The 12,574-nt window shown below is 39.6% G+C and carries 10 protein-coding genes; 3 read left to right on the top strand and 7 right to left on the bottom strand.

Features of this window, described 5'->3' with window-relative positions; translation table 11 throughout:
- Position 1 precedes the first annotated feature (1 nt).
- The 3 genes from hpt to KDN43_RS08325 all read right to left on the bottom strand — a co-directional run bounded on the left by hpt (position 2) and on the right by KDN43_RS08325 (position 3,245).
- The gene (gene hpt / locus KDN43_RS08335; protein WP_238841512.1) at positions 2-538 is read right to left on the bottom strand and encodes a hypoxanthine phosphoribosyltransferase; all 537 of its coding nucleotides are present in this window, start codon (positions 536-538) and stop codon (positions 2-4) included.
- Between the two features lie 99 nt (positions 539-637).
- Positions 638-2,272 (bottom strand): sialidase family protein, encoded by a 1,635-nt coding sequence (locus tag KDN43_RS08330; RefSeq protein ID WP_238841511.1) that lies wholly within the window; start codon positions 2,270-2,272, stop codon positions 638-640.
- Between the two features lie 256 nt (positions 2,273-2,528).
- Positions 2,529-3,245: a tRNA1(Val) (adenine(37)-N6)-methyltransferase gene (locus KDN43_RS08325; protein WP_238841510.1), complete on the bottom strand. Its 717-nt coding sequence runs from the start codon at positions 3,243-3,245 to the stop codon at positions 2,529-2,531.
- Between the two features lie 109 nt (positions 3,246-3,354).
- Between KDN43_RS08325 and lon the strand changes: the two genes are divergently transcribed.
- On the top strand, positions 3,355-5,832 hold the full coding sequence (lon, locus tag KDN43_RS08320; protein WP_238841509.1) for an endopeptidase La: 2,478 nt from the start codon (positions 3,355-3,357) through the stop codon (positions 5,830-5,832).
- 79 nt (positions 5,833-5,911) lie between these two features.
- Here lon and KDN43_RS08315 read toward each other — a convergent pair whose 3' ends face one another.
- A complete protein-coding gene (locus tag KDN43_RS08315) occupies positions 5,912-6,430 on the bottom strand; it encodes an RNA polymerase sigma factor (RefSeq protein WP_238841508.1) in 519 nt (172 codons plus the stop codon).
- A gap of 600 nt (positions 6,431-7,030) precedes the next feature.
- On the opposite strand from KDN43_RS08315, the gene htpG reads away from it, so the two are divergent.
- Positions 7,031-8,929 carry a molecular chaperone HtpG gene (gene htpG, locus KDN43_RS08310; RefSeq protein WP_238841507.1) on the top strand — a complete coding sequence of 633 codons (1,899 nt, stop codon included), beginning with the start codon at positions 7,031-7,033 and terminating at the stop codon, positions 8,927-8,929.
- A 147-nt stretch (positions 8,930-9,076) separates the two neighbouring features.
- Positions 9,077-10,027 (top strand): type I pantothenate kinase, encoded by a 951-nt coding sequence (gene coaA / locus KDN43_RS08305; protein WP_238841506.1) that lies wholly within the window; start codon positions 9,077-9,079, stop codon positions 10,025-10,027.
- Between the two features lie 292 nt (positions 10,028-10,319).
- On the opposite strand, the gene KDN43_RS08300 is transcribed toward coaA, so the two are convergent.
- The 3 genes from KDN43_RS08300 to KDN43_RS08290 form a co-directional block, all read right to left on the bottom strand.
- Complete coding sequence (locus KDN43_RS08300) at positions 10,320-10,712, bottom strand: HIT family protein (protein WP_238841505.1); 393 nt, start codon at positions 10,710-10,712, stop codon at positions 10,320-10,322.
- Positions 10,713-10,719: 7 nt separating this feature from the next.
- Positions 10,720-11,190 (bottom strand): transcription elongation factor GreA, encoded by a 471-nt coding sequence (gene greA, locus KDN43_RS08295; RefSeq protein ID WP_238841504.1) that lies wholly within the window; start codon positions 11,188-11,190, stop codon positions 10,720-10,722.
- Between the two features lie 148 nt (positions 11,191-11,338).
- Positions 11,339-12,499 (bottom strand): TlpA disulfide reductase family protein, encoded by a 1,161-nt coding sequence (locus KDN43_RS08290; protein ID WP_238841503.1) that lies wholly within the window; start codon positions 12,497-12,499, stop codon positions 11,339-11,341.
- Positions 12,500-12,574 lie beyond the last annotated feature (75 nt).

The following is a 12,574-nucleotide window of genomic DNA, read 5'->3' as shown; positions in this document are numbered from 1 at the left end:
ACTATTTCACTTTATAAATATTTTTCAGGTTCCTGCCGTATCCATCATAATCCAAACCATATCCTACAATAAAATCACCGGGTATTTCAAGTGCTACATAATCGATATCCAATTTATTCCTTAACGCGGCAGGCTTAAACAGCAAAGTGGCTATTTTCACCTCCCCGGGCTGGTGTTTTTTCAACTCTTCAACAAGAGCAACCATTGTATTGCCACTGTCCACAATATCTTCAACAATCACCACACATCTACCCTTTATGCTTTCATTAAGCCCCAGGACTTCCTGTATGCAGCCGGTATTAGTGGTTCCATGATAAGAGGCGAGGCGCACAAATGTAATCTCACTTGGAATCGAAACCTCTTTCATCAGTTCAGCGGCAAACATAAAAGCGCCGTTTAATACCGCTAGGAAAATAGGATTCTTGCCTTCAAGCTCAGAATTCATACGCCTGGCAACACGCCTTATCTCATGTTCTATTACCTCTTGTTCAATAAACAGCTCAAACTGTTTGTCTTTAATGGTGATCACTTTATTCACAGTCCCGAAATTTTAAAACTGCAAAATTACAACTTTTTATGATTTTAAGAAATAATTTTGAAGTTTTCATTTCAAGATTGATAAAGCAGAATAAGGGTTTCATTTCTTCTCCCTGACAATATCTGTCAGTTTCACAGCCTGAAACGTCATATGTGCGACACTGCTTTCATACAGGATCCCTACAGTCTCATCATCTATCATTGTCAGGCATGAATAACCCCAGCCAAAATCTTCATCAAGCAATACCTGATACTCCTCAGGAAAAGTCAATCCGCCGTCCAGGCTAGCTTTAATTGTTATATCTTTGCGAAGCTGTGAAGAGTTAGGATTTGAAAAAAGTAGAATATCTCTTCCCAAAACATTATCTTTAGCCCTTACATTAATCAAGCTTGCCATACATACTGGTTCCTGAAGAACAGATCTTGAAGAGGGATGTTCAAACCATGTTTCGCCAAGATCTTTAGTAATTGAAACTGCACGGCTCCCCCCTCTGTTGTCGCGCATATTAAGCATTAGCACCCCCGGTTCCACTTCAGCAACCTGTGCTTCGGTTGTGTTGGAACGTGCCGGATTATGAATCTTCCATGTTTCACCTCGGTCTTTGCTGAACATGATGCCTGCATTGGGAATCCTGGTAGAATCTATGAACTGTATAGGGAACACCAGCGTGCCGTCCATCATAGTAATACCTCTTCCCGGACCCTGCAGCAATAGGTTCCAAGAGTGATCTTTCACCTGTTCCGTGATATTAACCGGATCGGACCATGTTTTTCCGTCATCGGTACTTTTTGTCATCACCAGCTGGCCAGTCGACTCCTTTCCGTTACCGTTCATTGAGTTTACCCATGCGCGGCCATTTCCCATACCATGTGTCCAAAGCGCCACAACCCATATGTTTCCTGTCTTCTCATCTACAAGTATGGACGGGTCCCCCACTCCATTTTGAGCTTTAGGCAGTCCCCCATACTCTCCAAAGCTGAGAGGAAGTCTCATCTCTTCCCATGTCTGACCATTATCAATGCTTCTACTCAAACCCACATCAACATATTCCTGTAAATCCACGCTACTGTTATAACGTACATCATATACTCCCAGCAGAGTGCCTTTCCCGGTTGTAACAAGTCCCGGAATCCTGTAAGCAGCTGCACCATCATCCCCGGCATGGCGCACACCTATTCCCATTCTGTGTAATGTACTTCCAGTGGCGAAACATAGCGGAGCACTTTTCATATCAAGTTTTACAGAAGACATTTCTACATCTATCTTCGACAAAAGAGAAGTACCCGGTTTCATCTCCAGGCTTATCCAGAAGTAGTTGATTCCGGGAAATAGCGAGCAGTTTGTAGAAAGTGTTACTTCATTCCGTGGCGAAGGTATTTCAACCAATTTTACCGAATAGGAACTATTGGCCTCTTTTGTTTTCCCGGGTGCTAAGCTTGAAATGTACTGCACCGGCGAATAGATTGTCTGTCCTTTGCGCTGTGCAGCTTCAGTGCCGCCATAATATAGTTTTATACTACTTATCTCATCCATATTAACCTGATCTGAAAAAAGCAGCATTATCTCATTCAGCACCTTCGATTTCTCAGCATCAATACGGATATAAAACAAAACATTATCCGATCTGTCAATCAGAACCGGTATTTTTGTCTGTTTAACATGAACAGTATCGGCTCCCTGTGCAAAAAAGCAGGCATATAAAATAGACAGGGCCAGGAATGTAAATTTCTTCATATTATTAAACAATTAAGCTGATAAACAATTATCTAACAGAACTTTCGTGCTAAGCGTTCGCAGAGTAAATTTCTTTATTTTACCCAGTGAAGCAAAAATCAGAATTAATTTGAACTTACTTCTAATTATTTTCACGTTTACTAATGATTTGCATGCTCGTCTCATACTGCACGCAGCAAAGATAATATATAAATTTAAATTAATAAACTTAATATATTAAGTTTATTTCATAACGCCCCCGGGAATACGCCCGAATCTAAAGATATAAGTAAAAACTTCTTGCAAGATTGGTAAAATCCTCTGTGTACTGGTGCCTGGATGTCTCAATTGTAAGTGAATCTGCTTCAAGGCAGGTGGTTTTTTTCAAAGTTATCTCCACTAAAATCCTTTTTGGAACTACGTTTGGCAATGGATATACAATAGTTTTACGTTTCATGCTGAAGAGATACTTATCACACAAAAATTCAAGTTCGCTAATCTTGTCATAAGGAAGAATCATTGAGATAACTCCGTTTTTATTAAGGCACCTCTTTCCCGAGACCAACAGATCCTCCAACGACATTGAAACAGAATGCCTTGCTGTTGTCCTGTGGGAGTCGGCCGGCAAAAAAGAATTTGAAAAATAGGGAGGATTGGATACAATTAAATCAAAACGCTCCTGCCTGCTTTTGGCAAAAATTCTGAAATCGATCAACTCTACATCTATTCTACCGGAAAAAGGTGAATTTATTACATTTTCCTTTGCCTGCTTCACTGCATCCATATCAATATCAACAGCCATAATCCTGGCACACGGGTTACGCTGAGCAATCATCATTGCTATAAGGCCTGCACCTGTTCCCACATCCAATATACTCTTAGCATTGGCAACGCTTGACCATGCGCCCAGCAAAACACCGTCTGTTCCCACTTTCATTGCGCACTTGTCATGGTGCACGACAAACTGTTTAAACCTAAAATAGGGATTGCTCATAATATGTCAATCTTTGAGTCTCTTTTGGCATGGAATTTGTTCTTTAGTATAAAAAACTAAAAAACAAAAGTACTTATTTTTCTGTTTTTATTACAGAGAAAGTTATATTATGAATCCATTTAAAAAATATACAACAAGTGATGAGGGTTCTGAAACAAACGTTATCTCTTTTATTACCAGCGATTTTATTGACGGCAATACGGAGGTTGATGAATCACATCTGAAAGAGACCTTACCGCTGCTCCCGTTGAGGAATACAATAGTTTTTCCCGGGAGCACGCTGCCTATTTCGGTCGGCAGAAAAAAATCGCTGGCATTGATCAGATCTCTTGGCAAGAAACAAAGATATATAGGCCTTGTATGCCAAAAAGACACAAATATTGAAGATCCTGAGAAGAGTGATCTTTATCAGATTGGCGTAATTGCCGAGGTGATGCGTGTTATTGAACTTGCAGATAATAACTTCAGCATTATCGTGCAGGCAAAAAAACGTTTTGAGTGGTTGCAAATCACACAAAATGATCCTTACATGAGGGCTACGTTTAAATTGAGGGAGTATGTGAAAGCATCGACTGAAGATAAAGAGTTCGGGGCTATTCTCGACTCCATCCGCGATGCCATGCTTCATATGCTGCACATGTTGGGTGAGCCCCCCAGAGAGTTGATCCAGACAATAAAAAGTGAGGCATTTTCAGATATGCTCATTAGTTATTGTGCGACAAACCTGCCCATAGAAAGCCACGAAAAGCAGGATCTTCTGAATATAAATGACGAAAAAGAACAGGCATACCGACTTTTGATGATTCTCAACCGCGAGACACAAATTCTGGAACTAAAGATGAATATCCAGATGAAAACCCGTGAGGACCTGAATCAGCAACAGAGAGAGTATTTTTTGCAGCAACAGATAAAAACCATACAGGAAGAACTGGGTGGCAATACTCAACAGATAGAGATTGATGAGTTCAGGAAGAAAGCCAAAAACAAAAAATGGAGTTCCGAAGTGGGGGAAATATTCGAAAAAGAATTGCAAAAGCTGGAGCGGTTAAATCCCCAGTCTCCCGACTATTCGGTACAGTTCGGATATCTTCAGACCATACTTGATCTTCCATGGGGTGAATATACGAAGGATAATTTCAATCTTAAGAATGCTCAAAAAGTGCTCGACAGGGAACATTTCGGCATGGAAACCGTTAAAGAACGTATTATTGAGCATCTGGCAGTGTTAAAGCTGAAAGGTGATCTTAAGTCGCCCATTCTCTGTCTTTACGGTCCTCCGGGTGTTGGGAAAACCTCATTGGGTAAATCTATCGCCGAAGCGCTCTGCCGTAAATATGTACGCATTTCTCTCGGAGGGCTGCACGACGAGGCAGAAATACGAGGACACCGGCGCACATATATAGGTGCGATACCCGGAAGAATTATCCAGAATATTCAAAAAGCAGGTTCATCAAACCCCGTGTTCGTACTTGACGAGGTTGATAAAATAGGGAATGATTTCCGTGGGGATCCCTCTTCTGCGTTGCTTGAAGTGCTCGACCCGGAACAAAACTCCACTTTTCACGACAATTACCTCTCCATCGATTATGATTTATCGAAAGTGCTGTTTATAGCAACAGCCAATAATTTAAACTCAATTCCTCAGCCACTGCTTGACCGTATGGAGCTGATAAACGTAGGTGGATATATCACAGAGGAAAAGATTGAAATAGCTTATCGTCACCTCGTTCCCAAAGAGCTCCAGAATCATGGTGTTAAAAAAGGTGCATTTGTCATACCCAAACCCACACTGCATAAGATCATTGAAAACTACACACGTGAATCGGGTGTGCGTGAATTGAATAAAAAAATTGCAAAGATTATGCGCAGGGTTGCCCGTAAGATTGCTGCAGATGAGGAATACCCTAAATCGCTGAAAGTCTCCGGCCTCAAAGAGTATCTTGGCAGGGAAGAGTACTCCAAAGACCGCTATCAGGGCAATGAATACGCAGGTGTTGTAACAGGCTTAGCATGGACCGCAGTTGGGGGCGAGATTCTTTTTGTAGAAAGTTCACTAAGTAGGGGAAAAGGTTCGAAACTCACTCTTACAGGCAACTTGGGAGATGTAATGAAAGAATCGGCTATGTTAGCTATGGAATATATTCACTCTCATTCTGAAGAGTTGGAGATAAATCCTGATATTTTCGACAACTGGAACACTCATATACATGTACCAGAAGGTGCTATACCAAAAGATGGCCCTTCGGCAGGAATCACAATGATTACATCATTGGTATCTATGTTTACTCAGCGGAAAGTGCGTCCTAATCTGGCAATGACGGGAGAGATAACATTACGAGGCAAGGTTCTTCCGGTAGGAGGTATCCGCGAAAAAATACTTGCAGCAAAAAGGGCTGGTATCAAAGATATTATTCTGTGCAAAGAGAACAAAAAGGATATTGAAGAAATAAAGGACGACTATTTAAAGGGGCTTACATTCCATTACATTAGTGATGTAAAGGAGGTTATAGATCTTGCCCTATTAGACAAAAAGGTTGAAAACCCAAAAGATTTCACTATAAAAGAAAAACCTAAGACAACAATGTAAAAAGGTAATCCTCCGAAAGCTATATAAAAGAAAAACCCCTTCAATCAGAAGAGGTTTCCTTTTATATACAGATATTATTTTATTCGGAGTAATATCTGAAATCCTTTAGTAATTCCTGAAGCCTTTTCCTTGCAAAGAAAATCCTGCTCTTTACAGTTCCTATAGGTAATTCCAGGTGCTTTGCAATTTCTTCATATTTGTATCCGGAAACATGCATTGAGAAAGGTATTTTATACTCATCAGTAAAACTGTTAATAGCCTTGTTTATCTCTTTTATCGTGTATGCCCCGTCGGGAGTATCAAAACCGGAATCCTGCGGTAAATTAAGATGATAGAGATTTTCTGTTTTATCAATAATAGTTTGGCTTCTGACAATCTTACGATAATTATTTACAAAAATATTATGCATTATGGTAAATACCCACCCTTTGAAGTTTACATTCTCATAATACTTCTCTCTGTTGTCTAATACACGGAGAGTTGTTTCCTGCAACAAATCTTTGGCTTCTTCTCTGTCGGCAGTCAGGGTCAATGCAAAATTGAACATGTTGTCCTGCAGACTAAGCAGTTGCTTTTCGAAAGAAATTTTTGTCTTCATAAGCGATGACTTTTAATTGTGTTAAATAACAGTTGCTTTTTCTTCGTCAAGAAAAGACCGTTTGTTGTCACTGCAAATATAAAAAGATAAATTTAAAACGAAAATTGTTTTAGATGTAAAAACGATTAATTAGTGTTAACAAAAAAAATATTAAAATAAACAAGCTGACTATCAGCCCTATATAGCTATCACAAGGGTACCCCTGATAGCATCGATGCTTGATTGAGATTTTCTATATCTACAGGTTTAATATAAATCTTTGCAATACTAACAAAATAAACCCTTTTTTAAAATGACTCTAAATAATAACAAGTCTGCAATCTTTATAATGAAATATGTTAAACATAGAATTAACATATCAGCGCATAAAAACAGTTAGATGCTTATATTAACATAATGGCACAATATTTGCTTTTAACAATAAGTGCGCTTTGTACGTTATTCGCTTACAGAGTCCGGATATTATTTAATTCTTTATCGTTATTCGGCGATGTAAGTTATTTTTGATATCCGTTTAACGAATTAATAAAAGGCAAATTGCGACAAAATAACTGAATAACAATAGAATAACCAATTTATAAACCAAAAAAGTATATATTTATGGTACAAAAAGGACAGATTGGGGTGACTACCGATAACATTTTCCCCATTATTAAAAAGTTTCTATACAGCGATCATGAGATTTTCCTGCGTGAAATTGTTTCAAACGCTGTGGATGCAACACAAAAGCTTAAAACACTCTCCGATGTGGGAGAGTTTAAAGGAGAACTGGGCGACTTGTCAGTCAGGATATCCATCGACAAGAAAAATAAAACACTCAAAATTTCAGATCGCGGTATAGGTATGACAGCTGATGAGGTTGACAAGTATATAAATCAGATTGCCCTATCATCCGCCAATGATTTTCTGGACAAATACAAAGATAGCGCCAATGCAATTATCGGCCATTTCGGCCTGGGGTTCTACTCCTCATTCATGGTAGCGAAGAAAGTGGATATCATAACAAAATCTTATAAAGAAGAGGCAACAGCCGTGAAATGGTCTTGCGACGGAACGCCGGAATTCACAATGGAAGAGGTTGAAAAGCAGGAACGCGGAACCGATATCATCCTTTATCTTGATGATGAGAATAAAGATTTTCTCGAAAAGGATAAAATTGAGTCACTCCTCAATAAATATTGCAAGTTTCTTCCTGTACCGGTTGTTTTCGGCAAAAAACAGGAGTGGAAAGATGGCAATTATGTGGATACAGGGGAGGATAACATAATAAATGATGTTAACCCGCTCTGGAAACAAAAACCAGCCGTATTGAAAGATGAGGATTACCTGAAATTCTACCGTGGTCTCTACCCGCTATCTATAATGGATGAACCAATGTTCTGGATTCATCTCAATGTGGACTATCCTTTTAATCTGACCGGCATCCTCTACTTCCCTAAGATAAAGAGCAACATCGATCTGCAACGCAACAAAATACAGCTCTACAGCAACCAGGTATATGTAACGGACTCTGTAGAGGGCATTGTACCTGAATTTCTTACACTGCTGCACGGTGTAATAGACTCACCCGATATTCCGCTTAACGTGTCCCGCTCGTATCTGCAGAGCGACAACAATGTGAAGAAGATATCGAACCACATCATGAAAAAGGTGGCCGACAAACTAGAAGAGTTGTTTAAAAATGAGCGTTCACAATTCGAAGAGAAATGGGATAGCCTGAAGCTTTTCATCGAGTACGGAATGCTCACGGAAGAAAAGTTCTATGACAGGGCGGTGAAATTTTCACTACTAAAAAACACTGAAGGTAAATACTTCACAGCCGAAGAGTATAAAACTTTAGTTAAAAGCGCACAAACTGATAAAAATGGTGATATTATCTACCTATATACTGCCAACAAAGAGGAACAGTTTGCGCATATAGACGCTGCCAGGGATAAAGGGTACGATGTGCTGATGATGGATGGTCAACTCGATGTTCACTGGATGGGCCTGCTGGAACAAAAAATGGGGAAGACCCGGTTTGTCAGAGTCGATAGCGATACAGTAGAACATATTATTGAGAAGGAGGAGGCAGAAAAAGTTGATATAAGCGACAAACAGAAAGAAACACTTTCAGAAACAATCAAATCACAACTGCCGATAATAGAAAAAACGGAGTTCGCCGTTGATTTCAAAGCTCTTGGAGAATCATCCAAACCTATTCAGATTACCCAAAACGAATTCTCACGAAGAATGAAGGAGATGGCTGTAATGCAGCAACAGATGGCATTTTACGGAGAGATGCCCGATACCTATCAAATTGTACTGAATGTGCAGCATCCAATAATAAAAGAGCTTATAAACAAAAGTGAAGGAAAAGAAAAAGAAGAACTGATAGAACAGGCCTCTTCCGATACCAGGCTGAAGCAGATGTTAGATCTGGCCCTCCTTTCTAACGGAATGCTTAAAGGAGAGGCACTTAGTAATTTTGTAAAACGCAGTTTTGAAATGATACAATAAAAAATCTGCCTATCTGGGAAAAGATGAAGAAAACCGGTAATCATTCAATCATTACCGGTTTTTTCTTTCTGATATAAAGATTATTCCGTGTGAATATGCCATATCGGACATATGATATTATCTTTGCATCAAAAAAACAGACTTAAAATGAATAAATCTTACGAGGTTACCTATTCTCCATTTCGTGCTTTCACCCGTGAAGAGTGGCGTAAACTGGAGGAACATCCAATGTTTCCCATATCGGACATCGACCTTACAAAACTGCAAGCACTTAATGAACCGCTTACGCTAAGTGAAGTAGAAGACATTTACATCCCTATGATCAGGCTTCTGCAGATCCATATAACCCACTATCGCAACCTGCACAACGAACGGGATCAGTTTTTCGTCAATACCAGCAAACAAATCCCATACATCATAGGTATAGCAGGAAGTGTTGCAGCAGGAAAGAGCACTACAGCCCGCGTACTTCAGAAGTTGCTTTCTATGACACCGGGACATCCGAAAGTGGAACTTATAACTACCGACGGTTTTTTGTACTCTAACGATGAACTGGAGAAGCGGGGATTACTTAATAAAAAAGGATTCCCTGAAAGTTACGATGCAAAAAAATTGTTGTCGTTTCTCGCAAGTGTAAAATCGGGACGTGACACATTTGAGGTGCCGGTCTATTCACATCTCTATTACGATGTAATAAAAGACAGGACGCAAGCCATTGAGCGGCCTGATATTCTTATTGTTGAGGGTATAAACGTACTACAGGTTTCCTTAAACAAAAAACCGAAGAGACGTGTGTTTGTATCCGACTTTTTCGATTTTTCAATTTACGTGGACGCAAGTGAGAAGGATCTCCGTGAATGGTATTTGGAGAGATTTAAAAAATTACAACTGACTGCCTTCCGTGACCCTGACTCCTATTTTCATAAATATGCCTTCTATCCGGAGAAAAGACTGTTGAAGTTTGCCAATAGGGTTTGGGACGAAATAAATCTTCCGAATCTGGAACAAAATATTCTCCCAACACGATTCCGCGCAGATCTGATTCTTGAAAAAGGGGAGTGTCATTTTGTCAGAGGTATCCGCATCAGGAAAATCTGACAGATATGTATCATTAATAACCAGCAAATATCAATAACAGTTTATGTGCCTGTTATGAAACCCTGAATATCAAAAATGGTTATTATAATGCACTGAATATAAATATTTATTTTGTCTCAATGCAATGAAAAAGACATATAGGGGTCACTATGTTTGTAAAAGTAAAAACTTTATGAGTATTGTTAATTATAGTGGACTCATTCCCGGATGAAAACAAAAACGATGAGCTGTGACTTGCCCATTGTTTAACACAGTTAACTATATTTGATGTGTGCTAAAGGCTTTACTTGTGCTAAAAGGCATTCCGTATCTTCTCCGAAATTTCCTCAAACTCATCCTTCGAAAGTTTAAGTTTCGGATTGGCAAGGCTCATATCACCCTCTTTTTGAATGGGGATCAGATGAATATGCGCATGTGGCACCTCAAGTCCAATGGCCATCACACCTACCCTTTTGCACGGGATAGCTTTCTCTATAGCCTTTGCCGTCTTTTTGGCAAAAACAACCATATCTGCCAAAAGCATATCATCCAGGTCGAAAAGATAGTCGACCTCCTGTTTTGGGACTACCAACGTATGGCCTTTTGCCATAGGATTGATGTCCAAGAAAGCGTAAAAACGATCATCTTCAGAAATCTTGTACGATGGAATCTCTCCGGAGATAATTCTGCTAAAAATTGTAGCCATAATTGATTTAAATAGATATTTCCAACACCTCAAACGTCATGATACCCGATGGCACTTTTATCTCGGCAATATCACCCACTTTCTTACCCAGCAGGCCCTGAGCGATAGGAGTGTTTACAGCAATCTTACCGTTTTTAAGGTCAGCTTCACTCTCCGAGACAAGGGTATAGGTCATCTGTTTTTTTGTCTGCACGTTTTTTATGGTCACCTTGTTCATTATCTTAACCTCATCAGTACCTATAGCGCTTTCATCTATCAGGCGGGCAGTTGCAATAAGGCCTTTCATCTGTGATATTTTTGCTTCAAGCATTCCCTGTGCCTCCTTGGCGGCATCATATTCCGCGTTTTCTGACAAATCTCCCTTATCTCTGGCTTCGGCAATCTGTCTCGATATCTCAGGTCTCTGTACAGATTCCATCTCTATCAACTCTTCTTTTAATCTCCGAAGTCCGTCTTCGGTCATGTAAGTTACAGACATAATTTTTTCTCCTGTTTAACTTAGTGAAAACTTAACATAAAGAAAAGAATTCCGGCCTTTTCATAAGACCGGAACTCCCTTTTTCCATGATGTAATTGCTACAAAGATAAAAACTTTGTTCTGATAAAACAAATATCCTACGTATGTTTTACAACACTTTTTTCAACTCATTACTCAGTTTTGAAAAGTCTTCAATCCGAACAACAATATCTCCTTCACGGTTCAGGATAAAACCTGTAGGAATCTCCCTCACATTGTACATCGACAGTAAACATGTATTTACAGATTGAGGATCGCGGACAGTAATCCATGGCAGGTTGTCAGCTGCTGTTTTCCAGAAATGCTCATCAGAATCGAACGAAATCTGATATATTTCAAATCCGCGCGATCTGTATTGTGAATATACAGCATTAAGGCCCATATTGTGTTTTGGAGAGAAATCAGCATTATATATCACGAAATCAAGCAGAACAACTTTACCCTGAAGCGAAGAGAGAGCCTTCTTATCCCCGTTCATGTCTCTCAGCGCAATATCGGGTAATCGGGTTACTGTTTCAACTGGCACTTTTTCCAACAGACGTGCCTGCTGCTCTTGTTGCCTTCGAGTCTTCAATGCGTTCATGGCAAATTCATACAGATGTTTTGTTCTCTCTGTTTCGGGGTAATACCTATTCCATGATGTGGCAACTGCTCCAAACATTGCATAATCTTTTTTATCATAGGGATTGAAAATCAGATAGTCGTTTATCTTCTGAAAGACGGCGTAATAGGCAGCAGCACTCGATGGATTTCCCAGAATCATGCGAGATATGTTTGACTTGTACTCTGTCAGCACCGTGTCAAGCCGGGCAATAAAGGTCATATCATCAATCGATTTTGCTTTATGCAGATTTTCAATACCGGTAATTTTCCCGGCAGCAGCAATAGTAAGTGCATCTACCTCTCTGAGCTGATCGTTGGTGGGAGAATCAACTATGGTAAACGAACTATATAAGTTTGAAGCATCCGCCTGCAAATGAAGCGTTTCTGAAGAATCGACGGTAAAAACCACTCTCTGATCGCCAATACGTAACTGATAAAACTCGGGGTTTTGAGGGGCAGGTTGTTTAAAAGCAAACGAACCATTTTCTTTGAGCACAGCAGAATCAAGAAGTACAACACCACCCAGGCCTCTATGCTCAAGATAGAGAGTATCACCTTTTGCAGATTCTATTTTACCTTCCACTTTAAATGCAGCTCCCTGCTTACATGAGAAACATAGCCCTCCAATCATTAAGGCCAGCACAAATCTTTCAAACACCCTGTTCATAAATTATTCATTAATTATATTTAGTGCAAAACTAATGATTTTTCAGGTAAAAGTATGTATATGGTGAAAAATTTA

The organism is Proteiniphilum propionicum (assembly GCF_022267555.1).
In the GTDB taxonomy this organism is placed as follows: Bacteria; Bacteroidota; Bacteroidia; order Bacteroidales; family Dysgonomonadaceae; genus Proteiniphilum; species Proteiniphilum propionicum.
This window is presented reverse-complemented; position numbering and strand designations above follow the sequence as displayed.